Origin of the sequence: Agrobacterium sp. S7/73 (assembly GCF_019355535.1) — a bacterium.
Taxonomy (GTDB): Bacteria; Pseudomonadota; Alphaproteobacteria; order Rhizobiales; family Rhizobiaceae; genus Agrobacterium; species Agrobacterium tumefaciens.
Genome location: NZ_CP072139.1, coordinates 105,780 through 127,284 on the forward strand (window position 1 = coordinate 105,780; position 21,505 = coordinate 127,284).

20 protein-coding genes are annotated in these 21,505 nt (G+C 58.6%); 2 read left to right on the top strand and 18 right to left on the bottom strand.

Annotated elements, in window-relative coordinates; all coding sequences use genetic code 11:
• Nucleotides 1-6: 6 nt before the first annotated feature.
• A complete protein-coding gene (locus tag J5276_RS29825; protein ID WP_209159771.1) occupies nucleotides 7-1,614 on the bottom strand; it encodes an ABC transporter substrate-binding protein in 1,608 nt (535 codons plus the stop codon).
• A gap of 399 nt (nucleotides 1,615-2,013) precedes the next feature.
• On the opposite strand from J5276_RS29825, the gene J5276_RS29830 reads away from it, so the two are divergent.
• Entirely contained in the window at nucleotides 2,014-2,856 is an 843-nt protein-coding gene (locus tag J5276_RS29830) for an NADPH-dependent oxidoreductase (protein ID WP_174066554.1), read from the top strand.
• Nucleotides 2,857-3,143: 287 nt separating this feature from the next.
• Here the strand turns inward: J5276_RS29830 and J5276_RS29835 are convergent, their stop codons facing one another.
• The 9 genes from J5276_RS29835 to J5276_RS29875 form a co-directional block, all read right to left on the bottom strand.
• Entirely contained in the window at nucleotides 3,144-4,367 is a 1,224-nt protein-coding gene (locus J5276_RS29835) for an amidohydrolase family protein (protein WP_209159772.1), read from the bottom strand.
• A 21-nt stretch (nucleotides 4,368-4,388) separates the two neighbouring features.
• Nucleotides 4,389-4,853, bottom strand: coding sequence for a GAF domain-containing protein (locus J5276_RS29840; RefSeq protein WP_019567208.1), 465 nt, complete (start codon nucleotides 4,851-4,853; stop codon nucleotides 4,389-4,391).
• A complete protein-coding gene (locus J5276_RS29845; RefSeq protein ID WP_019567207.1) occupies nucleotides 4,850-5,761 on the bottom strand; it encodes a branched-chain amino acid ABC transporter permease in 912 nt (303 codons plus the stop codon). Before J5276_RS29845 ends, J5276_RS29840 begins: the two co-directional genes overlap by 4 nt.
• A complete protein-coding gene (locus tag J5276_RS29850; protein ID WP_019567206.1) occupies nucleotides 5,761-6,624 on the bottom strand; it encodes a branched-chain amino acid ABC transporter permease in 864 nt (287 codons plus the stop codon). The genes J5276_RS29845 and J5276_RS29850 overlap by 1 nt, the downstream gene beginning before the upstream one ends.
• Before the next feature lie 7 nt (nucleotides 6,625-6,631).
• Nucleotides 6,632-7,837 carry an ABC transporter substrate-binding protein gene (locus J5276_RS29855; protein ID WP_174043585.1) on the bottom strand — a complete coding sequence of 402 codons (1,206 nt, stop codon included), beginning with the start codon at nucleotides 7,835-7,837 and terminating at the stop codon, nucleotides 6,632-6,634.
• A 45-nt stretch (nucleotides 7,838-7,882) separates the two neighbouring features.
• On the bottom strand, nucleotides 7,883-8,584 hold the full coding sequence (locus tag J5276_RS29860) for an ABC transporter ATP-binding protein (protein WP_003519309.1): 702 nt from the start codon (nucleotides 8,582-8,584) through the stop codon (nucleotides 7,883-7,885).
• Nucleotides 8,585-8,586: 2 nt separating this feature from the next.
• Nucleotides 8,587-9,351, bottom strand: coding sequence for an ABC transporter ATP-binding protein (locus tag J5276_RS29865; protein WP_025591729.1), 765 nt, complete (start codon nucleotides 9,349-9,351; stop codon nucleotides 8,587-8,589).
• Entirely contained in the window at nucleotides 9,348-10,007 is a 660-nt protein-coding gene (locus J5276_RS29870; RefSeq protein WP_174066556.1) for a TetR/AcrR family transcriptional regulator, read from the bottom strand. The genes J5276_RS29865 and J5276_RS29870 overlap by 4 nt, the downstream gene beginning before the upstream one ends.
• A 524-nt stretch (nucleotides 10,008-10,531) precedes the next feature.
• On the bottom strand, nucleotides 10,532-11,437 hold the full coding sequence (locus J5276_RS29875) for a LysR family transcriptional regulator (RefSeq protein WP_174066557.1): 906 nt from the start codon (nucleotides 11,435-11,437) through the stop codon (nucleotides 10,532-10,534).
• A gap of 121 nt (nucleotides 11,438-11,558) precedes the next feature.
• Here J5276_RS29875 and J5276_RS29880 point away from each other — a divergent pair, with 121 nt between their 5' ends.
• Complete coding sequence (locus tag J5276_RS29880; protein WP_209159773.1) at nucleotides 11,559-12,620, top strand: aldo/keto reductase; 1,062 nt, start codon at nucleotides 11,559-11,561, stop codon at nucleotides 12,618-12,620.
• Nucleotides 12,621-12,713: 93 nt separating this feature from the next.
• Here the strand turns inward: J5276_RS29880 and J5276_RS29885 are convergent, their stop codons facing one another.
• The 8 genes from J5276_RS29885 to J5276_RS29920 form a co-directional block, all read right to left on the bottom strand.
• Nucleotides 12,714-13,088, bottom strand: coding sequence for a VOC family protein (locus tag J5276_RS29885; protein WP_019567199.1), 375 nt, complete (start codon nucleotides 13,086-13,088; stop codon nucleotides 12,714-12,716).
• Nucleotides 13,089-13,275: 187 nt separating this feature from the next.
• Complete coding sequence (locus J5276_RS29890; RefSeq protein WP_209159774.1) at nucleotides 13,276-14,724, bottom strand: FAD/NAD(P)-binding protein; 1,449 nt, start codon at nucleotides 14,722-14,724, stop codon at nucleotides 13,276-13,278.
• 277 nt (nucleotides 14,725-15,001) lie between these two features.
• Nucleotides 15,002-16,249: an SfnB family sulfur acquisition oxidoreductase gene (locus tag J5276_RS29895; protein ID WP_174066560.1), complete on the bottom strand. Its 1,248-nt coding sequence runs from the start codon at nucleotides 16,247-16,249 to the stop codon at nucleotides 15,002-15,004.
• A gap of 26 nt (nucleotides 16,250-16,275) precedes the next feature.
• Nucleotides 16,276-17,052 carry an ABC transporter ATP-binding protein gene (locus tag J5276_RS29900; RefSeq protein ID WP_174066561.1) on the bottom strand — a complete coding sequence of 259 codons (777 nt, stop codon included), beginning with the start codon at nucleotides 17,050-17,052 and terminating at the stop codon, nucleotides 16,276-16,278.
• A gap of 71 nt (nucleotides 17,053-17,123) precedes the next feature.
• Nucleotides 17,124-18,458: an ABC transporter substrate-binding protein gene (locus tag J5276_RS29905; RefSeq protein WP_162686789.1), complete on the bottom strand. Its 1,335-nt coding sequence runs from the start codon at nucleotides 18,456-18,458 to the stop codon at nucleotides 17,124-17,126.
• A 98-nt stretch (nucleotides 18,459-18,556) separates the two neighbouring features.
• Nucleotides 18,557-19,618 carry a branched-chain amino acid ABC transporter permease gene (locus tag J5276_RS29910; protein WP_174066562.1) on the bottom strand — a complete coding sequence of 354 codons (1,062 nt, stop codon included), beginning with the start codon at nucleotides 19,616-19,618 and terminating at the stop codon, nucleotides 18,557-18,559.
• A 1-nt stretch (nucleotide 19,619) separates the two neighbouring features.
• A complete protein-coding gene (locus J5276_RS29915) occupies nucleotides 19,620-20,516 on the bottom strand; it encodes a branched-chain amino acid ABC transporter permease (protein ID WP_174066563.1) in 897 nt (298 codons plus the stop codon).
• A complete protein-coding gene (locus J5276_RS29920) occupies nucleotides 20,516-21,433 on the bottom strand; it encodes an ABC transporter ATP-binding protein (RefSeq protein ID WP_174066564.1) in 918 nt (305 codons plus the stop codon). The genes J5276_RS29915 and J5276_RS29920 overlap by 1 nt, the downstream gene beginning before the upstream one ends.
• Nucleotides 21,434-21,505: the final 72 nt, after the last annotated feature.

Below are 21,505 nucleotides of genomic sequence, written 5' to 3' on the forward strand. Positions count from 1 at the left end.
CTGGTTTCAAGCTGTCGGATCGAGCCATAGGTCGCCGAAACTCCAGTTCAGCCCTTGCGCGCCGGTGACGTAGTTCCTGACGCGCCTGTGCGCCACGATCTGACTTCCCGCTGCAACAAGATCGACGGAGGCGACGTCGTCATGAATGAGATGCTGGAACCTGCTCCAGGTTACCCAGCGCTTCTTGGGATCCGGTTCGATGGCGGCCGCCTCAAGAAGCGCATCCGCCTCTGGATTGGCGTAGTTTGCCGCATTGGAAAAAGGCAGCCCGATCTTGAAATTCTTGCTCCAATAGGCACGCTGTATGCCGAGCGACGGGTCGAAGGTGTTGGAGAGGGATTCCACCACCAGATCGAAGGCACGGTCCGTGTAGACAGTTTTCAGATAGGTCGGCAGGTCGTATTTGCGGATTTCGACGGCAATCCCGATCTTTTCGAGCTGGCTGCGAAGAACATCGGCATAGCCCTGCGTCAGATACGAATTGTAGGTCAACCGCACGGGAAAACGCTTGCCGTCCTTCTTGCGCGGATATCCCGCCGCATCGAGTAACTTTTCCGCTTCTTTCGGGTCGTAGGCATATGCCTTGACCGAAGCATCATACCAGTTGGGAAGGGCCGTGCTGACGGGGCTGGGTGATATCTGCGCATAACCGAAGAGCGCCACATTAACGATTTCATCGAGGTTGATCGCCTTCGCTATGGCGAGACGCACATCTTTCTTGCGGAAGATTTCGTTATCGTAATTGAAGAACAACTGCTGCTGCGGACCCGCATAGGCATAGGTGTTCGTATCCAGAACGAGATCGGGGTTCTGCTTCAGCCGTTCGAGGTCTGCCAGCGGCACGGGGTTGTCGCCAAGATCGACTTCACCCGTTTCCAGCGCCACGGCCCGTGCGGCCGGGTCGGTGATGATGCGAAGGATGATACGGTCGAGATAAGGTTTGCCGGGATCCCAATAATCGGGATTTCGATCGAAGATCAGATGGCTCCCCGGCGTCCATTCAGTCAGTTTGAAGGGGCCGGTGCCGACAGCGGTCTGAAGCGTCTGGCCATCGGCCGGCTTCAGCTTTTCGAAAATATGCTTCGGCACGATAGGCGATTCCGAACTCGATTGCGCAGCAATCAGAAACGGTGCCGGTTTGGACAGAACGATAATGGCAGTGAGGGGATCCGGCGTCTCCACCGCCTGAACGTTCTGGTACGTGATGCGGCCTCGCGGATGCGCCTCCTTGAGGCGGAAAATCGAAAAGGCAACGTCTTCCGATGTAAAATCTTTGCCGTCATGCCATTTCACGTTGGGCCTGAGTTTGAACGTATAGCGCAGATGATCGTCGGAAACGGACCATTCCGTTGCCAGCAAGGGCTGCGGATTGAGGTCGAAATCGAATGTCAGTAGACCTTCAACGATCTTCGGGCCGATCGCCTGCCCCGTGCCTGACGATGTGTTGATGGCGAAAAGTGCGTTGCCGGGATCGACACGATAGAGCAGCTTGAGCGTACCGCCGGAGACGGGCCGGCTCGCATCGCCACTTGCGGCGAAGACCGAACCCGGCAGGGCCGTTCCTGCCGTTGCCAGAAGAAGCATTTTGTTGAACTGGCGGCGTCCTATCGTCATGAAAATCCCCGTTTGAAAACGTCGTTTCGATGAGGAAAGCATCAGGGCAAAGCAGCGCATTACTAAGAAGAAAATTCTTCCTGTCGCCCAAAGAAATCGTTACTTGCGGAATTTTATTCCGATACATAGGGAATGGAGCACCAAAACTTGCGCTGGATTACGGCATTGATCTGGATCTTCGTTGCGTCTCTGGAACCCATGGTGAAATGCGAATAAATCTTGCCGACGGTCGTTTCAGACCTTCTGCGGAAATGTTGTTTCATTGAAAAATCGCAAATGAGAAGGACATTGCTCGGCAGATACCTTGGCGAGGCATATCAAATGGCGGGTATTTCGCAGCTCTTCTAATCCGCACCTCAAGCCCATCCTCCCGCGCCCAACTTTATGGAGTTTCACCCGATGACCCTGTCCAGACCGATTACCAAACCGGAAATCCCACAGCAACGCTTCGAGGCCCGTTACGGAACGCAGGCCGATTTTTCTCCGCCTTTCTGGAATGATACGATCGACGCCTTGCTGAACCACCGTACCGCTCGCGCCTATTTGCCGAAGGCTCTGCCGGAGGGCAGCCTGGAACTTCTGGTCGCAGCCGCGCAATCTGCCCCGACATCATCCAATCTTCAGGCGTGGAGTGTGGTGGCGGTGCAGGACAAGGAGCGCAAGGCACGACTGGCAGGTTTCACGGGCGGCAACGCCCATATTAAGGATGCACCTGTTTTCCTCGTCTGGCTAATAGACCTCAAGCGGCTGCGAACGGTCGCTTCAAACCATGGCAACAACGCAGAAGGGCTGGATTATCTGGAAAGCTTCCTAATCGGTGCCATCGATGCGGCACTGGCTGCGCAGAACGCTGTTGCCGCTATCGATTCACTCGGTCTTGGTTCCTGCTACGTTGGCGGTATTCGCAACAGACCGGAAGACGTATCCCGCGAACTGAACCTGCCCGCCGAGACGGTTGCTGTCTTTGGCCTTACCGTGGGCTATCCCGACCCGAACGTGAAGACTGACGTCAAACCGCGCCTGCCACAATCTTCCATCCTGTTTCATGAAACCTATTCGGATGCCGCACGGGATGATCTCGATTCCTATGACGCGGTCCTTAAGACGTTTCAGGAAAAACAGGGCCTGCCACAAAACGGCTGGACAGCGCCCATTGCACAGCGCGTCAAGGACACCGATGCCCTGAAGGGTCGCGCGGAACTGAGCCAGACATTGCGTCGCCTGGGGTTCGGCATCAAATAATGTCCGACGAGATTGCTTCCGACTGGGTGTCGCCCCCACGATCCCTTGTTAGCCGTCGCGGTCGAAGACGCGGCCTGCCGATTTTTGCGCGTGTCTTAGGTGCGGTTATGGTTCTGGACGACGAAGCCAGTGCGCATTTCGTAGCGGCAATCGCGAGCCGAGCTCGCAAGCGCCCGGCAGAATGACGCGAAGCCCTCGCGGCTTATCGGGCGCGCAAGACCCCGGACTGTTAGACGCCCGGCCTTGGTCGGGCGTACAGAATGTCAGCTGAAGTCGGCAACAGGCAATCAGCGCTTGATGAAGACACCAGCCTTCATGATCATTGGCATATATGCGCCCTGATGGGTCAGCAATGTGAGATCCTCGAGAGGGTTGCCGTCGACCACAATCAGGTCGGCATAAGCCCCCGGCGAAACTGCGCCGATTTTGCCTTCCATGCGCAACAGGCGGGCTGCGATATGCGTTGCCGATGCGATAACCTCTACTGCTGGCAGGACACGCCCGCGAATAACGAATTCTTCCGACTGATAAACATGCATGCCGCCAAGCAGATCGCTGCCATAGGCCATTTGCAGCCCGGCCTCACGCATGATGGTCAGCGATTCCATGCCTGCCAGACGCACGTCATCTACCTTTGCGATGGAGGCGGCAGGCAGCCCCATGGCGGCGCCTTCGCTGGACAATTTGTCATAGGTAACAAGCGTCGGGACGGCGAAAGCACCTTTTTCGGCGGCAAATTTTGCCGTTTCGCTGCCGATGAGGTTGCAATGTTCGAGCGAGTGAACACCGCACTCCACCGCGCGGCGAATGGCCTGGTCAGTATAAAGATGGGCCGAAACATAGGTTCCGGCATTTTCAGCTTCCTCAACGACGGCAAGGATTTCTTCGCGGGAAAAACCGAGGAAATGAATGGGATCCGTGGGCGAAGATACGCCGCCATTGGCCATGATCTTGATGAAGTTCGCGCCACTCTTCAGTTCTTCGCGCGCCGCTTTTCGCACGTCCGGCACGCCGTCACAGATGCGGCCCAACGCACCGAGCGCAAAGCCGCGTGTGCGCGTCTGGTCGTCATTATAGGGACCGCGATAATCACAGTGGCCGCCCGTCTGGGCCAGCGCCTTGCCGGAAATGTTCAGGCGTGGTGTGGGCCATGCGGCCTCAAGGGTTGCGGCCACGAGACCGGAGGTTGCACCGCCAACATCGCGAACGGTAGTGAATCCTCGCGCCAGCATCTCGCCCATGATTTTGAAGGCGCGCACCGTCACCAGCGCATCTGGCAGCGTGCCATTCTGGCCGAGATCGGCGGTTGAGGCAACGACGTGAACGTGAGCATCGATCAGGCCTGGCATCAGCGTCTTGCCTGAAAGGTCGATGCGCTGCGCCGAGGCAGAGGCAATGTTCTTTTCCACCTCGCGGATGGAACCGCCCTCAACCAGAACCTGAACGGGTTCGGACGGGCGGTCGGCGGTGCCATCGACGATGCGGGCATTTTCGAAAATAATAGCAGTCATAGGTTCATTCCTGGGAAAGTATCAGCGACGACGCGCTTCCAGATAGGCGGGGATGAGAAGCGGCGCCACGGCCTGCGCCTGGCGCAGATGCTCCTGCGTGTAAGCGCCGCTTTTGTCGAGCAGGTTCATGGTGCCGATTGTCTCGCCATCGTAAACGACGGGAATATTGATGACCGCGCCAAGTCCGAGGCTGAAAATCAGGTCGTGATCGTAAAAGGCCCAGATGATGGCTTCTCTGTCGGGACCCAGAAATGCCTCCTGGCGATCTATTACCTTTTCACCCCAAGGCGTTGGCCCCATCTGTTTGCGGCCGAAGACGGGGTAAGCCTCTTCGTTGGTCGAATAAACACGGGCGACCTCCTGACCGTCCCGGTAGAGGAGAGTGAAGAGGCCAAAGCCGATGGTTTCCGAGAGGTGTTTTTCCAGCGCCCTATACAGCGTTTGCGGCTGTCCGGGGCTTGAAAGAGCCGCGAGAAGATTGGTCAAGGTGATGTCTCCGTTTTGGGTGCGGGGGCGATACGTTCGGGCAAAAGACCCTGCGGGCGAAGATGCAGCACGCCCAGAAGCGCCAGTCCGACGAGAATTTCGCGCACCGCGGCGACTTGTCCAGGCTGGAGGCCGGGAAAGATTTCTCCAAGGAAGCGTGTCGCCTCAAGGAAGAATACGACGAGGTAAGCGCCGGCCAGCGCGCCGAGCGGCCGGCCGACACCGCCTGCGGTGACAGCCAGAAAGATGTAAATGGTAATCAGCGGCTGGAAGTGGTCGGGCGAGATATAAGTCTGGAAATGTCCGTAGAGTGCGCCCGCAAGTCCGGCGATCGCTGCGGAAAGCGCGAAGGTCTGGATCTTGAAGCGGGTCACATATTTGCCCGCGAATGTCGCCAGTTCCTGGTCCTCGCGAATAGCTTTGAGAACACGCCCGAAGGGCGATCCATCGATGCGTCGCATGGCGAAGAAGACGATGAGAACGATGACGCTGACGAGCGCGAGATAGAACAGGTTGAAACCGTCTATGCCGAGTTCGGCCCGGAAGGGTGCCGGAATGCCGGAAATGCCGTCGGAACCGCGGGTAAGCCAGCGTTCGTTCAGCGCGACCATGCGCACCACTTCCGCAAAGCCGAGCGTGACGATGGCGAGGTAGTCGCCGCGCAGGCGAATGGTTGCAAAGGTGGCGATGACGCCTGCCAGCGCGCCGATGACGCAGGCTAGCAGCATTGCCAGCGGTAGCGGAACCCCCGCTATCGCCACCAGTGCCGAAACATAGGCACCCACGGCGAAAAAGCCGGCAAGCCCCAGATTGACCATGCCCACGCCACCCCAGATGAGATTGAGGCTGAGCGCCAGCAGACCGTAAATGCCGCCGAGCGTGAGCGTGAAAAGCAGATATGACAGCATCAGGTGTTCCTTTCACCCAGTATTCCCGCAGGCCGCAGCGACAGGATAAGCAGGATTGTCGCGAAACCGACGGCGGAACGATAGGTGGCGGGCAGCACGAGAACGGCCAGTTCCTCGCCGATGCCGATCATCACCGCGCCGACGACGGCGCCGGGGATCGAGCCGAGCCCGCCCAGCACGGCGGCGGCGAAGATGGACAAGAGCAGGCGCGAGCCGGTCATCGGATCGATGGCCGTATCGAGGCCGAGCAGCACACCGCCAACGCCCGCCAGCCCTGCACCGAGAGCAACGGTGATCATGGCGATGCGCGAGGGATCCATGCCCAGCAATCTGCCGAGATCGGGATTATCTGCCACTGCCCGCATGGCTTTGCCGAAGCGTGTGAACCGCAGGAAGAGAAACACCGCCGCCATGATGGCAATGGCGATCGCCGCCGTCTGCAGCTGCTGCGGGCCGAGGCGCAGGCCGGAAAAACGCCAGTCGCGTGCGACAGGCAGATCGAAGCCCTGAAGATCATTGCCGAAAATGAAGCGGATGACATTTTCGAGAATGAGATTGACGGCAATTGAGGCGATGGCCACGGCCAGTGCGCCCGATGGCCGAAGCCTTGCGAGCGCCGTCTGCTCTGCCACGAGACCGACGATCCCGCCCGCCACGAAGGCGACGAGCGCCGATGGGAACACACCTAGCCCCAGCCTGGTATTGACATACCAGGCTGCAAAGGCGCCAACCGTGGCATAGGCCCCTATGGCAAAGTTGACATAACGCAGCACGGCAAAGATCGCCGTGAGGCCAAGGGCGGGAATAGCGATGAGCATTCCCGTCATCATCCCGTTGAGTATCGCCTGAGCGAGGGTTGTCATCAATGCCTCACGCGATTTTCAGCAGCTTGAGCTTGCCGTCTTCCACCTGTTCGTAGCGGAACTGGCTGTCGGAAATGTCGCCGGTGTCGGTAAAGTCACAGGGGCCGGAGGCGCCCTCGTAATTGACGGCCTTGCCGGCGGCGATCAGCTTTAGGCCATCGAGCGCGTTATCCACGATTTCGCCGTCCTTGCCCTGGGAGACCGAACGGATGGCGTCGCGAATGGATTTTCCGTCCGCTGCACCAGCCTTAGCCATCGCCATGATGACGAGATTGGTCTGGTCATAGACCTGTGTTGTGTAGGGATCGGGATTTTCGACGCCGATCAGCGACACAAGCCGCTTGTAAGCGGTGGACGACTGCGCGGGTGAAGGCGCAATTGTGTAGATGCCTTCCACTATTTCCGCCGGGACACTGTCGATCAGCTTCTGGTTCACCGAATAGGCGAAGGCGATTTTTTTGCCTTCGTAGCCGGAGCGGTAGATGTCCTTCAGCAGAACGGTCGTATCGGCTGCGTAACCGCCAAGCACGATGACGTCAGGCTCATAGGCGAGCATCTCGTCGACCTCACTGCGATAGGAGGGCTTCTTGTCGTCATAGATCATCGATTTGGTTTCACCGCCCGCAGCTGTCACGGCGGCGGTTATGTTGGTAAACTGGCTTTCGGCAAACGGCGTCTGTGGCGAGAAGAAGAATAGCTTCTTCACGCCCTGTTCGACGGCGAATTCGCCGAATTTGCGGCCCTGAAGAATGGTCGTCGGCTGGGTGCGGATGATGTAACCTTGGTGCGGCAGCGCGGTGATGGCGTCGGCACCCGATACGGTGGCAAGCAATGTACCGGATTCCCAGCAGATGGGCGCAACGGCTGTGGTGACGGAGGATGCCCATGTGCCGAGGATCGCCGAAACCTTGTCGACGTCCACCAGTTTGCGGGCGGCGCGCACCCCCGCCTCGGGGTTGGTCTGGTCGTCTTCGGAAATGATTTCGATCTGACGACCGAGGACACCGCCTGCATTGTTGACCTCGGCGGCAACAGCCTGGATGGCCTTGACCATGACCGGGCCGTATGGACCGCCGGAACCGGTCAACGGCGTCAGCGCGCCAAGCCGGATCGGGCCTGTCTGCGCCAGAACGCCCTGCGGCAACAGGCCGGTTGCGGCCAGACCAGCGACGCTGCCCATGAAACCACGACGATTGATTTTAAAGCTGCTCATGCGTTGTTCCCTTTTTTTTAATAATGAATGTCAGGCAATTCGATGTCAGCCACCCAGAAACAGGCGACGGATTTCGGGGTCGGCGGCGAGTTCCGGGCCGCCGCCGGTGGCGGCGTTGCGACCGGTGACGATGACGTAGCCGCGTGTGGATATTTCGAGCGCCTCAAGAGCGTGCTGCTCGACCATCAGCACGGGCAGGCCGGACTGGTTCAGTTCGATGATAGCCTGAAACAGCTCTTCAGCCGCCTTCGGGGAAAGCCCGGCCGTCGGCTCGTCCAGCAGCAAAAGCTTCGGCTCGGTCATCAGGCCCATTCCCATTGCCAGCAATTGCCGCTGGCCACCGGACAGTGTACGCGCAAGCGCTTTGCGCTTGTCAGCAAGGATGGGATAACGACCATAGACGCTCTCGCGCCTTTGCGACATGCCGGAAGGATTACCGAAGCTGGCGATCTCGAGATTTTCCGCTACCGACATCGTACCAAAAACGTTTTTTTCCTGCATCACAAAGGCGAGGCCGGCTTTCGATCTGCCCAACGCATCTTTTCTGGTCAAATCCGCACCATTCATCACCACGCTGCCGCCTTTCAGCGGAACCAGCCCGGCGATCGCCTTTAGCAGGGTTGATTTCCCCGCGCCGTTGGGGCCGATGATTGTAACGATCTCGCCCGCATGCACCTCGACCGATGCGCCTTTGAGAATTTCCTCGGCGGCCCCGTAACCGGCCACCAGGCCTTCTGCCTTCAACATCGTCAATGCCTTCCGCCCAGATATGCTTCCTGAACCCGCTCGTCGGCGACGACGGTATCGAAACTGCCCTCGGTCAATTTGCGCCCTTCCGCCATGACGATGACCGGGTCGCAAAGGCTGCCAATCAGCTTCATGTCATGTTCGATGAGGCAGATTGTGACACCCTCGGCATTGAGGCTGCGCAAGTGATCGGCAATCTCCGCCGTCAACGTCGGGTTGACGCCCGCCATCGGCTCGTCAAGCAGCACGAGCCGCGGCTTCGCCATCAGCGCACGGCCTATTTCCACCAGTTTTTTCTGCCCGCCCGAAAGGGCAGTGACCGGATTGTCCAGAACGTGGGTGAGGCGCAACCGGCGGGCAATCGAGATGGCTTCCTCGGCAAGCTGCTCCTCGCGCCGCTTGCCGGCCGCGCTGCCGGTGATGCTGGCAAACAGGCCTTCGCCCGGATGATCCTGACCATAAAGCATCAGGTGCTGGAAAACGCTGAGTTTGGGAAAACCACGGGCAAGCTGAAAAGTGCGCACCAGGCCCGTCGATACTCTTTCCTGCGGGCTGAGGCGGGTTATGTCGACGCCCGCAAAGGTCACGGAGCCGCTGTCAGGCATGTAGAGACCGGAAATGCAATTAAAAAACGTCGATTTCCCGGCGCCATTCGGCCCGATCAGCCCGGTAATCGACCCGTCGATCACCTCGATGTCGACGCCGTTCAGAACCCGCACTCCGTAAAAAGCGCGCTCGAGATTTTTTACCTGAAGAAGAGGCTTCATGTCTGGCGCTCCGCATCATCGGCAAGCGTTGCAAAATAAGCCCTCACCTGTTGTTTCCAGAACGTCAGAAGGTTTTCGTAATAGGTCGGGTCTGCCGGTCGCAGCACCGTCTGGGCAATCATGCCCCGGATCAGGCACATGGTTGCGTTCATAACGATGCGCACGCTGGCCGGATCGACGTTGCGATAAGTCGCAAGCGCCGTCCAGATATCGTCCAGCCTGTCATGGAACTCCTGCACGACTGGAATAAGTCCGTTGCGAAAACCGGTATTGTGGCGCGCTTCCGGAAGGTATTCGAGCGTGACATAGAACAGTCGGTCGAACATCGTCTTCCAGAGATAATCGACGATCTCGTCGGTCGAGCCGCTACCGGACCCGAACGCGTCAGCAAAGTCTGCCAGCCGCCGATTGACGCTGGTCAGGTCATCGGCCACAGCGCCGATGACAAGGTCTTCCTTGCTGCTAAAATGATGGGTTAGCGCGCCGCGAGACACACCCGCCCTGCGGGCAATTTCGGGAGTGGACGTCTTGTTGAAACCCGTTTTGTACAGGAGATTAATCGTCGCATCGAAAATGGCCTTGCGCGTATCCTCAGACCGCTCACTTTGCGTGCGCTTACGCCGAGCCGGCTGCTGCAGCTCCTTCCCAGTTACCATCAGTTCCCTCGTGTCGTTCCGACTACTTTTTGTGCATTTGTTTTTGCTGCCGCATTCCGGGCATAACTCAAATCTGCATTAAACTTACAAACAATCAAGCCTGTTTTTAAAGTGCGCAATTTCTTATGTGAAGGCATTGGGAATTGGCGACAGATCATCGAGTTCTGGTGGGGCTGAAATCTGCGTAGCGTCAGCGCCAGTTCGTTTTGACGCCGCAACACAGACTGCCTCGTTGGCAGGGACGAGGCGGTCTATTTTACGCAGGATCGCAAGGAGTTATCTCTTGTTACGACTGCGCGTTTACATGAAAAGACCTTCGGCTTTTGCCGCATAAGGGAGCGGGACGGCCAGGATTTTTCCTTTGGATTTGACGCGCTTTAGATCTGATTTTTTGCGCTCTACGAGCAGATCAAGTTCATTTTAGCTCAATGGCGCGGGACAAACATGCCGGTGCTTGAAACCTAACGCGAGACGTCGACTCGAGTTCGGGCGAGGGTATCCTCCCCGATAGGCGGGTTTCTCTGCTATGTAACTTTGCCTTGTTTGGCCAGGAAATCAAGAAGAGCGCGCACTCTGGAAGGCAGCGGGCCACCCTGCCCTATATGAATGGCATGAAACTCCTCCCGGTCCCCAGGATTATACTCGTCGAGCACCGGCACCAGTCGGCCGGCCCTCAAATCATCGCGTATCGTGAAGTTGGCGAGGCGGGCAATTCCATTTCCAGCGAGTACCAGCTGTCGCAGCGCCTCGCCGTCATTGGCCTGGACACGGGCGGCGACTGGGGCAAAAATCGTCGCGCCTGCCGATATTAACGGCCAGCCATCCATCGAGCGGGTGTAACCAAGGCCCAGCCTGTCATGCCTTTCAAGCTCCTCGATAGTCCGGGGAAGGCCACGCCGGTCGACATAGGAGGGAGCAGCGACGATCGTCATTGCAGTATCGCCAAGCCTACGCGCGACGAGGCTCGAACTTTTAAGCGGGCCTGCTCGAACTGCAACGTCCACTCGCTCCTCAAGCAGATCGACGACAAGGTCGCTTTGTACGATATCGACGGTAATCGCAGGATATCGCTCCAGGAATTCCGGGAGTATGCCGGCGAGGACATGGGTGGCATAGGAGGCGCTGGTGCTCAGGCGGAGGCGGCCACTGGGCACCTCACCCGCACTGGCGATCCGCTCGGCATCTTCGATGTCTGCCAGGATCCGCGTAGCGCGCTCGAAAAAGACGCAGCCTTCCGAAGTCAACTTGAACACGCGCGTCGAGCGATTGATGAGACGGGTACCCAACCGCGCCTCCAGTCTCGCGACCAGTTTGCTCACCGCCGACGGTGTCATTCCGACGCTTCGAGCAGCTGACGAGAAGCCGCCACGCTCGACAACCTGCACGAAGACTTCCATTTCTCCGGATCGATTGACTTCCGGTCGAGCCATCTGGTCCCCAATTTCACAAATGTTGTTCCCACCCGCAATCTATATCACGAAAGCCGGATCTCCTATCTCTTCCCCATCAGGTGGCGCAAGTCGCTTCCATTTCTCAAGAAAGGAAGACCAGATGGAATATCGTTCTCTTGGCCGATCAGGCCTCAAAGTCTCGGTCCTGAGCTTCGGTGCAGGCACGTTTGGAGGGGCAGGTCCCCTTTTCAGTGCGTGGGGCACGACCGATGTCACCGAGGCAAGGCGACTTATCGATATCTGCGTTGAAGCAGGCGTTAATCTGTTCGATACCGCAGATGTCTACTCGAACGGTGCATCGGAGGAGGTGCTGGGTGCAGCGCTGGAAGGTCGTCGCGAGACCGTGCTGATATCGACGAAGACCAGCCTTCCTATGGGAGAAGGGCCGAATGATGTGGGGTCCTCCAGGTTTCGCTTGATCAGATCGGTCGAAGACGCACTTCGCCGACTTCGGACGGACTATATAGACATCCTGCAACTTCACGCCTACGACGCCCGGACACCCGTCGAAGAAGTCTTGTCGACCCTTGATATGCTCGTTCGGGCGGGAAAGGTCCGCTACGTCGGCATTTCGAACTTTTCGGGATGGGAAATCATGAAGTCGCTGGCGGTTGCCGACGCGTACGGATGGCCTCGCTACATTGCCAATCAGGTGTACTATTCCCTTCTCGGCCGAGACTACGAGTGGGATCTGATGCCACTGGGTATGGATCAAGGCCTTGGAGCACTCGTCTGGAGTCCGCTTGGCTGGGGGCGGCTGACGGGAAAGATCAGGCGCGGCGCTCCCCTGCCGGAGAGCAGTCGTCTTCACGAAACCGCAAGCTTTGGTCCTCCGGTCGATGAGGAGCATCTCTACCGCGTCGTTGATGCCCTTGAAGACGTCGCAAGACAGGTCGACAAAACAGTTGCGCAGGTGGCGCTCAACTGGCTTACAGGCCGGCCCACGGTGTCTTCCATTATCATGGGAGCGCGAAACGAAGAGCAGCTCCGGCAGAACCTCGGAGCGGTCGGCTGGCATCTCACCGATGATCAGATTGCTCTCCTGGACAATGCGAGCGTCTTGACGCCGCCATATCCGCATTTCCCCTATCATCGTCAGGAGGGCTTTGCCCGCCTTAATCCGCCGATGGCAGGTTCCAAGATGCGTGGATGTCGAGCGTAATGTTGCGATTAATGTGGTGGATCCGGCTGCAAAAGTTATGCAGAAAGACCAACCCACAACAGCTGTGAGAATACCAGCGCTATTGGCGCTGCGTTACTTTGTCGGCTGAGACCGTGCGCTCAGTTTATGTCCGTCCGGATCACGAAGATAAGCGACGAAGGCCCCGTTCGGGCGCTCATTCGGCGGGCTCTCGATCGATGTGCCACCGTGCATAACACCGGCGTCGTGCCACGCCAGAACATGCTCGCGGCTCAGGGCGGCGATTCCGATTGTCCCGCCATTGGCAACGGTCGCCGCCTTGCCGTCGATCGGTTTCGTGATCATCAGCCGTCCGCCTTCGTGGACATAAATCAGTCTGCCTCTCGCATCCATCTCGCCGGGCCTGCCGCCCAATGCAGCGAACGTGGCGTCGTAGAAGTTTCTTGACCGCTCCAGATCATTACTTCCGATCATGATGTGCGTGAACATGGTCTCATCTCCCGTAAGGCAACGCGCTGGCAGCAGGGGGCGAGCTCCCCCTGAGCCAGGAGCTCGTTTGTATGCTTTCACCGTACACCGTCCTGAGGGCCTCGCAAAGCATGGCGAATTTGATGGAATTATCGTCCCAAGGCTTTCTCAAAGAGTGGAGGAAATGTATTCAAGAAACAGCGGGCCGTCAGCATTCCACCGTCTGGCCCGTGCGATGCGAAATCCCACATTCATCGATCAGGTCGCGAATACGCTGCGCGACGAAGATTGCATGCTCGGTAACCTGCGGCAGCCCCATCAGTTCTCCGAAAGTGCCGCGTGCAAGCGGCCCGGCAATAAAGAGTGAAGTCGTGCTCTCGCCTGAAGCCGATACGGGATTAGACTTGGCATCAACCAAGATGCCAAGCCCGGTCGGGCAGGGTTGCAACAGGCCCGCCTGCTCAAGTTCTCGAAGCATGGCTTGGCTTTGAAGAATGCCGCCATGCGCCGGGCCCGTGGTGACGACGATCGCATCGACATCAAGCGTTTCGAGAGACTTGGCGCGCTGGGGTCGCAACGTTACCCTGTAGCCGGCGTCTATCCGTGTCACGGAAGAAAGCGAGGCAGCCCGGACATCCATTTGGCCGCTCGCGATCGCCTGCTCCACAGCAGCCTCGACTTGCGGCGCGATGCGAAAGCGATGCACATCCCAGACCGGCCGCAAGTGTCGGGCAACGCGCCGTCTCTCAATGACAGGCAGATTTCCCCATATGTCCCTCCCCTGCGCCCTCAGCGCATCCACGACGCTATGCCACGTCATTCCCCGTTCCTCTGCTTCTCGCAGCGTTTGGCGAACCTTATGGAGCAACTTGCTTGCAGAGGTGAACGGTTCAGACAGGAAATCGCCGAAAGGCTCCTGCCCGACGGGGCCATGGCCGCGAGACCGCAAGCCCCTGCGAGAGAAAGACGTTATCTGGCCGACATGGCCCCGTCTCTTGAGCGAGGCAACCACATCGGCGGAGGTCAAGCCATTTCCGACGATGAGAACACGATCTCCAGTCTCGACGGCGTCGATCGCATCGGTCACGGTGACATCCGCAATCAGCTTGGGATCATCTTTGAAGGGCTGAAGCACCCGAGGCAAAGAAGGTGGTGGATGGCTGACGGCCAGCACGACTATATCCGCAATGAGCGCTGTACCGTCAGCCCCCGCAATCTCATAGCGGTTTCCTTTTTGTGACACCGAGATCGCTTTGGTCCGCCACTGTCTGATACGGCCGTCATCCAAAAACGGTTGAATCCGTGCCGAGACGTATTCGCCGAAGACAGACCGCTTGGGATAAGGCAAGCCATCGTGTCCTATGAGCTCGGCATCGTCTCGGGTCGGAATACCGCCAACATAACGCTCGAAATCATCGGGAATATCCGGAAACAACGTCATTCTTGCAGCGGGAACGTTGACCCGATGCGCCGGATCGGTTGCGCTATAGGCCAAGCCACGGCCCAACTCCGATCGAGGTTCGATGACGACAACGGATGCATCAGTCGCGAATCCTTTGCCCGCTACCAGATGCATTGCCATCGCCGCGCCGGTGAAACCACCGCCGACAACTGCCACGGTTAAGCGGGCAGAAGCTATGGGAACAAAAGAATGCATCGCCTCTACGTTCTCCCAAAGAGATCTGCGCCCTGCACGACGGGCTAATAAGCAAAGCTCGAGAAGGCAATTCCGCTTCCCGCGCTTAAGGCTCGTCGTCACCACTATTCTGTTTTCCCGAAGTTCCCGGCTAAGCTCTTCGTCACAAGGCGCTTCGATTGGAAACAGGCTTGATGGGCACCATCTCACCACTCACTATATCTCATTACTGCTGGCGGATGTAGCAAGATCAATTGCCCAGCCGGGGCGCTTGCGCGCCCCGGGCTCCAGAGTTTACTCAGCTCCAGGCGTGAAGTGGCGGCTTCTCGCCATTGAGGAAGTACTTGCCTAGGATGGAATATTTCCACCGGACCGGATCGTGCAGCGTGTGGGTACGGGCATTGCGCCAATGGCGATCGAGGTGATGCTCTGCAAGCGTGGAGCGGGTGCCTGCAAGTTCGAACAGCTTGTTGGTCGCCGTAATGGCAATCTCTGTCGAGAGAATTTTCGCCTCGGCCGTCACGATCTGTGCTTCGGCGACCGTGTCAGCATTCGGGTTCCCGATGGCGCGATCGATGGCATAACCGGCTTTTTCAAGGAGCGCTTGGGCCGCATGAAGTCGCAACGTCAGATCGCCGACAGCCTGGATCGTGTAGGGGTCATCCCAGGCATGATCAACGCCGCTATCCACCCATGCACGGCTCTTGGTGCGCACGAAGGAGATGGTTTCATCGATTGCCGCCTGCGCTATACCCGTATCCACCGCGACCTGGATAATCTGGAAAATCGCACCATCCGCAGTGGGTTCCGCATACCCTTTGTAGCCGGGAACCAGGTGTGTTTTCGGCACCTTGACGTTATTGAGGATGACAGTGCCTGAGAGCGTCGTGCGCTGCCCGAAGGATGACCAGTCGTCGATGACGGTCAATCCAGGCGCGTCTCGCTCGGCAATTGCATACCAGGCGCGGCCTTCATCATCGAGCGCAACGATGGGCACGAGATGGGCGAGAAGTGCGCCGGAGGAGTAGAATTTCTGGCCGTCGACGATCACATGGTCGCCCGCATCGACGAACTTCGTTTCGAAGTCCGCCGCCCGCTTGGAACCGAATTCGGAGAAGGCATTGCCGAAGCGTGTGCCGCGCAGCACTTCTGCGAAAAGCAGCGTCTGCTGAGCCTCATCGGAAACCGTCCGGATCGCGGCAACGACGCCGAGATGGTTCTGCGCGATCTGGCCAATCGAGGAATCGGCCGCGGAGACGATCTCGATCACCTTGGCGAGCGTCGCATAGGAGACTTCAGGACCGCCGAACTTCTTCGGCACGTTGATCGACCAGAGCCCGCTTTGCGAGAAGGCATCGAGTTCCTTTACCGGCCAGATGCGATCGCGATCGCGAATGGCTGCGCCGGGGGCAATTTCGGCGGCGAGGTTCTTCGCGACTTCGATCGCTTCGGCATCGCTCTTGATGATGTGTGCCGGCTCACTCGGCCGCGGCACGGCGGGAACGCCTTGAGCCGCATCTTTCGTCTTCACGTTGGAAATGGTCATGCCATGTCTCCTCTTTCCTTTGATTTTCAGTGAATATGCGTGACGAGCGCGGTTGGCTTCTGGCCCAGATAGAAGGCTTTCACGTCATCGCGCGCCTTGAGTTTGGCGGCCGTGCCTGACAGCACGCTCACGCCGTTTTCCAGAATGATGGCCCGGTCGGCATAGGTCAGCGCGACTGCTGAGTTTTGTTCAGCGACAAGGATCGAAAGCCCTTCTTCGCGATTAAGGCGCTTCAGCGTGCGGAAAATATCCTGCACGATGAGAGGCGCCAGCCCCATTGACGGTTCGTCGAGGACAAGCAGCCGCGGCCGCGACATCAGTGCCCGGCCGATGGCCGTCATCTGCTGCTCGCCGCCCGAAGTGAGGCCGGAAAGCACCCGGCGCTTTTCCTTAAGTCTCGGGAAATGCGTATAAATTTTCTCAAGGTCGGTCGCGATTTCAGTGCGCGTGGCGGATCGGCCAAGGCCCCCGGAGACCAGGTTTTCCTCGACCGTCAGTGTCTTGAAGCAATGGCGACCTTCGAGCACCTGCACGAGACCGAGACGGACAAGGCTTGCCGGGGTTTCGCGCGTGACATCACGACCGTCAAACAGGACATGACCGGCGAGCACCTGCCCCCGTTCGGTCGGAAGGAGGTTGGAAACCGCCTTCAGCGTCGTCGTCTTGCCAGCGCCGTTCGCACCGAGAACGGCAAGGATCTCCCCCCGTCCGAGCGAAAAAGTGACCCCATGCAATGCGGTGATGGCATGATTGTAGGTTGCGTGGAGCCCCTCCACGGCAAGCAGCCTGTTCCCATCGGTCATCACGATCTCCTTGGCGCTTTTCGGGATATTGTGGCCGGACACGGGGAGACCCTTGTCCGACCACGCAAACATCAGTTCGTCACGGAATTCGCATCTTCCGACGTGCGAAGCTTGATGCCCTTTTCAGCCGCATAGGCCTCGGACGACTTCTCGATGATCGGGCGCAGCAGTGCCCAGTCCGGTGCGATCCAATCGGAAACCACGTTCCACTTCTTGCCGTCCCACTGCTGGAACGTCACGTAGCCGTTACCCTCATGGTTATCCCAGGTGACATTGATCGAGTGGAAGAGATCCTTGGCGCCCAATGCCTCGACACGGGCTGGATCAAGCTGCAGATGCTCGAAGCCCCAGCGAACTTCGTCGCCGGTCAGGGTGCGCTTGCCGAATTTCTCCTGGGCGATCCGCACCGCCTCGACATTAAGGATACCGTTGACGATACCGAGATTGTGATAGACGGAGCCGATGCGGCTCTTGTCATCAAGGTTGCCCTTGCCGGCGTCATAGACGGTTTTCACGATTTCCTTGACCACCGGATATTCGGCACCTGATGCCTGGGTGGTGATGGCGGTGTAGCCCTTGGCCGCATCGCCGGCGGGAATAACGTCCTCTTCCGAGTTGGACCAGACATTGCCGATGATGTGATCCACCGGGAAACCGGTTTTCGCCGCCGTCTTCAACGCCACCGGGTTCATGACGCCCCAGCCGCGCAGCACGACATAATCCGGCTTGGCACGGCGGATCGTCAGCCACTGCGACTGCTGCTCGTTGCCCGGATGCGGGACTTCGATCTGCTGGAGGTCGAAGCCATACTTCTTGGCCAGCAGGTCATAGATCGGGATCGTTTCCTTGCCATAGGGAGAGCCGTGGTAGAGCACGACTATCTTCTTGCCCTTCAGTCCTCCAACCCCGCCTTCCTTGGATGCAATGTAGTTCACGATGCCGGAGGTTTCGCTGTAGGGATTGAGCAGCAGCGGGAAAACATAGGGAAAAACACGGCCATCGGTCGAATCCGTGCGGCCGTGGTTGATGGTAATGAGCGGCACCTTGTCTTGGGTGATGCGGTCGATCATGGCATAGGCTATGCCGACCGACAGCGGGTTCCAGGCCGCAACGCCGGGATTGCTCTTCAGGCGCTCATAAGCTTCGACCCCTCGCTCAACTTCGTACTGGGTTTCGGCTTCGGACCATGTCAGCTTGACGCCGTTGATACCGCCGTCCCTGATGTTGATGAGATTGAGATAATCGATGAATCCGCCGAAAAAGCCCGTGCCACCGGCTGCATAAGGCCCGACGCGGTAGCTCTGCAGGGGGAAGTACTGTTCATCGGCCATGGCCGGGGAGGCGATGGCGGCGAGGCTGATGCCGGCAGCAAAGGCTGCTGCTTTCATTTTCGTGTAGAAGGTCATATCTGGACACACTCCGTCTGTCGGCTGGCGCTCGGCCATCCGTGTTGGTTTCAGGAATTCGTTGCTGATAAGCTTTTCTTGTTGGAAGCCTTTGCCTGTCAGGGCCGGCTTCGAGGAATCCACGCCCGCCTGACGGCAGCCGTAATGCGTAACTTCAAGCGATCCCACAATGACACGAGGCCGTCAGGTTCCAGGATCAGAAACAGAATGATCAAGGCGCCGAGAACGATGCGCTGCGTCATATCGAGCACTCCCGAATTAAAGACATCGCCCAATAGCAAAGAGCCAAGCCGTGAGAGGACGAGCGGAAAGACGACGATCAAAGCCGCGCCGAAGAAGGCACCCCGGATCGAGGCAAGCCCGCCAATGATGACGATGAAGAGTATTTGGAACGAGCGGTCTAGATTGAAGCCGGCCGGCTCCACTGTGCGAAGATAGGCAAAAGCCCAGATTACCCCGGCAACCCCGACGATGAAGGACGAGATTGCAAAGGCGAGCAGCTTGGTGCGAAGCACCGGAATGCCGATGATGCGTGCGGCGGTCTCGTTGTCGCGCACGGCAATGAAGTTGCGGCCGGTCTGCGACGACACCAGGCGGTAGGCGAGGAACGTGAGGACGGCGACAATGGTCAGCGCGAAGAGATAACGCCCGATCGGCCCTTCGAAAGAAAGCCCGGCCAGCGACAGTGCTGGCGCATCGATCACGCCGGATGCGGATTCGTTCGAGAACCAGCTGAATTTCGTCAACGCCCATTGCACGAAGAACTGCGCCGCGAGAGTTGAAACGGCGAGGTAGAAACCGCGCAGTCGCAGGCTCGGCAGGCCAAAAACTATGCCGATTGCTGCGGCGGAAAGACCGGCAAGTACAATCGAAACAATAAGCGGGAGCGCATCGATACGCAGATTGAAATTGTATGCCGCGAAGGCACCGACGGCCATAAATGCGGCCGAACCAAGCGAGACCTGACCCGCATAGCCAGTCAAAAGGTTGAGACCAACCCCGGCAAGGCTGAGCGCAAGAAACGGCAGCAGGATTGCCTCGAAGAGGTAACTGGTGCCGATGAACGGCACGACGAGATAAGCAACGGCGAGCACTGCGACCGTGCCGGCATGGCGCGGCAGGGAGAACGACGATGAAAGATCGGCTGTAACGGCGGACATATTAGACCCTTTCCACGAGCTTTTGACCGAAGAGCCCGGACGGGCGGATCAGCAGGAAGGCAAGGGCCACGACATAGGCGAACCACCCCTCGATGCCGCCGCCGAAGTACTCACCGATATAGACCTCGGCGAGCTTTTCCGACGCGCCGACAATCAGACCACCGACGATCGCGCCTAGAATGGAATCGAAGCCGCCGAGAACGAGCACCGGCAGAGCCTTCAGCACTACCAGCGACAGCGAGAACTGCACCCCGAGCCGCGCACCCCAGAGCAACCCGGCGACCAGGGCAACGAGGCCTGCCGCCGCCCAAACGCTCGCCCATATCCAGGGCAGCTTGAGACCGACGGCAAGCGCCGCGAACTGGTCATCCGCGACGGCGCGGAAGCCGAGGCCGATGCGGGTGTAGCGGAAGAAGGCCGAGAGAGCCGCCACCATGCCAGCCGCGACGACTGCGGCAAAGATGTCGAACTGGCTGATGAAAACGCCACCAACATCAAAGGGAATGTCCTCGATACCGAGATCAAGCCCATGAACCTGCGTACCCCAGAGGAGTTGGGCCGCTCCCTCGATGATGTAGGAGAGGCCAAGCGTCGCCATGAACAGCGTGATCGGTGGCTTGTTGGTGAGCGGCCGAAGCACCGTACGCTCGATCGCAACACCGATGACGACCATGATGGCAAAGGTAATGGCAAAGGCAGCCACAAAAGGCACGCCACGCTCGACAAGGCTGACAAAGGTCAGCGCCGCGAACAGGAGAAGCGCGCCCTGCGAAAAGTTTAGGACACCCGATGTCTTGTAGATCAGCACGAACCCGATGGCGACGAGGGAATACATGACCCCGGAGAGCAACCCGCCGACCAGGACCTCGGTAAGGAACAACCAATCAAACGCAGCCATCAGATACCCTCCCCGTCTTCGTTTTCCGGCGCAGCGCCAAGATAGGCATCGATGACGCGTTGATCGCTGGCAATTTCCGCAGGCGTGCCATCGGCGATCTTGCGCCCGTAGTCGAGCACCGCGATGCGATCTGAAAGACCCATCACCACGCCAATGTCATGCTCTATCAGAACGACGGTGACCGCATATTTGTCACGCGCGAGACGCACATAATCGGCAAGTTCGTTCTTCTCCGTCGCCGTCATGCCAGCCATGGGCTCGTCAAGCAGCAGAATGCGTGGCTCGGCGGCAAGCGCACGAGCGAGTTCCACCCGCTTCTGCAGTCCATAGGGCAGCGTGCCGGCAAGCCGGTCAACATGGGGCGTTAGATGCAGAAAATCGATGATCCGCCCTGCCCGCTCGCGGGCATCGGCCTGCTCGCGACGAGCGCTCGGTAGACCGGCTATCTGGCTCAGGAAATTTGCCCGCTCGGCGTAAGCCCGCCCCGTAGCAACATTATCGAGAACACTGAGACCCTTGAACAAGGCGAGGTTCTGGAACGTCCGCGCCACGCCGAGACTGGCGAGCTTCTCAGTCGGCACTGGACGATAGGCTTTGCCATTAATCGCTACATGGCCACGATCCGGGCGGTAGACGCCTGTGATAACATTAATCAGCGAACTCTTGCCGGCGCCGTTCGGCCCGATAATACCCAGGATTTCGCCCTGCTGCACGGCCAGGTCGATATTCTCCAGAGCGACGACGCCTCCAAAGGAGAGGTCAATACCGCGAAGCTCCAGCACAAGTTCTTTGGCGGCGTCCAGCGCGCGACGTTCTTGCCCGGCATGCTCGCTGGGCAAGGCAATGTGTTGGCGAATGTCCGTTGGGATCGCCACCTCCGCGCCAAGACTTGCAACCAGAAAACTCGATGCTGACATCGTTCAGTCCATGCTCCGCCCAATGGGCACAGGTTTCCAATCACGGAGGCGGTCCCGCCCGTGGTCCAGGCG

What these genes read in the sequence shown, in the direction of transcription:
- J5276_RS29895 (WP_174066560.1), bottom strand. Translation starts at nt 16,249, where the DNA reads ATGACCATTTCCAACGTGAAGACGAAAGATGCGGCTCAAGGCGTTCCC.
- J5276_RS29920 (WP_174066564.1), bottom strand. Translation starts at nt 21,433, where the DNA reads ATGTCAGCATCGAGTTTTCTGGTTGCAAGTCTTGGCGCGGAGGTGGCG.
- J5276_RS29835 (WP_209159772.1), bottom strand. Translation starts at nt 4,367, where the DNA reads ATGACTGCTATTATTTTCGAAAATGCCCGCATCGTCGATGGCACCGCC.
- J5276_RS29860 (WP_003519309.1), bottom strand. Translation starts at nt 8,584, where the DNA reads ATGTTGAAGGCAGAAGGCCTGGTGGCCGGTTACGGGGCCGCCGAGGAA.
- J5276_RS29875 (WP_174066557.1), bottom strand. Translation starts at nt 11,437, where the DNA reads ATGGCTCGACCGGAAGTCAATCGATCCGGAGAAATGGAAGTCTTCGTG.
- J5276_RS29910 (WP_174066562.1), bottom strand. Translation starts at nt 19,618, where the DNA reads ATGTCCGCCGTTACAGCCGATCTTTCATCGTCGTTCTCCCTGCCGCGC.
- J5276_RS29915 (WP_174066563.1), bottom strand. Translation starts at nt 20,516, where the DNA reads ATGGCTGCGTTTGATTGGTTGTTCCTTACCGAGGTCCTGGTCGGCGGG.
- J5276_RS29905 (WP_162686789.1), bottom strand. Translation starts at nt 18,458, where the DNA reads ATGACCTTCTACACGAAAATGAAAGCAGCAGCCTTTGCTGCCGGCATC.
- J5276_RS29880 (WP_209159773.1), top strand. Translation starts at nt 11,559, where the DNA reads ATGGAATATCGTTCTCTTGGCCGATCAGGCCTCAAAGTCTCGGTCCTG.
- J5276_RS29855 (WP_174043585.1), bottom strand. Translation starts at nt 7,837, where the DNA reads ATGAGCAGCTTTAAAATCAATCGTCGTGGTTTCATGGGCAGCGTCGCT.
- J5276_RS29865 (WP_025591729.1), bottom strand. Translation starts at nt 9,351, where the DNA reads ATGAAGCCTCTTCTTCAGGTAAAAAATCTCGAGCGCGCTTTTTACGGA.
- J5276_RS29885 (WP_019567199.1), bottom strand. Translation starts at nt 13,088, where the DNA reads ATGTTCACGCACATCATGATCGGAAGTAATGATCTGGAGCGGTCAAGA.
- J5276_RS29890 (WP_209159774.1), bottom strand. Translation starts at nt 14,724, where the DNA reads ATGCATTCTTTTGTTCCCATAGCTTCTGCCCGCTTAACCGTGGCAGTT.
- J5276_RS29825 (WP_209159771.1), bottom strand. Translation starts at nt 1,614, where the DNA reads ATGACGATAGGACGCCGCCAGTTCAACAAAATGCTTCTTCTGGCAACG.
- J5276_RS29850 (WP_019567206.1), bottom strand. Translation starts at nt 6,624, where the DNA reads ATGACAACCCTCGCTCAGGCGATACTCAACGGGATGATGACGGGAATG.
- J5276_RS29870 (WP_174066556.1), bottom strand. Translation starts at nt 10,007, where the DNA reads ATGGTAACTGGGAAGGAGCTGCAGCAGCCGGCTCGGCGTAAGCGCACG.
- J5276_RS29900 (WP_174066561.1), bottom strand. Translation starts at nt 17,052, where the DNA reads ATGACCGATGGGAACAGGCTGCTTGCCGTGGAGGGGCTCCACGCAACC.
- J5276_RS29830 (WP_174066554.1), top strand. Translation starts at nt 2,014, where the DNA reads ATGACCCTGTCCAGACCGATTACCAAACCGGAAATCCCACAGCAACGC.
- J5276_RS29845 (WP_019567207.1), bottom strand. Translation starts at nt 5,761, where the DNA reads ATGCTGTCATATCTGCTTTTCACGCTCACGCTCGGCGGCATTTACGGT.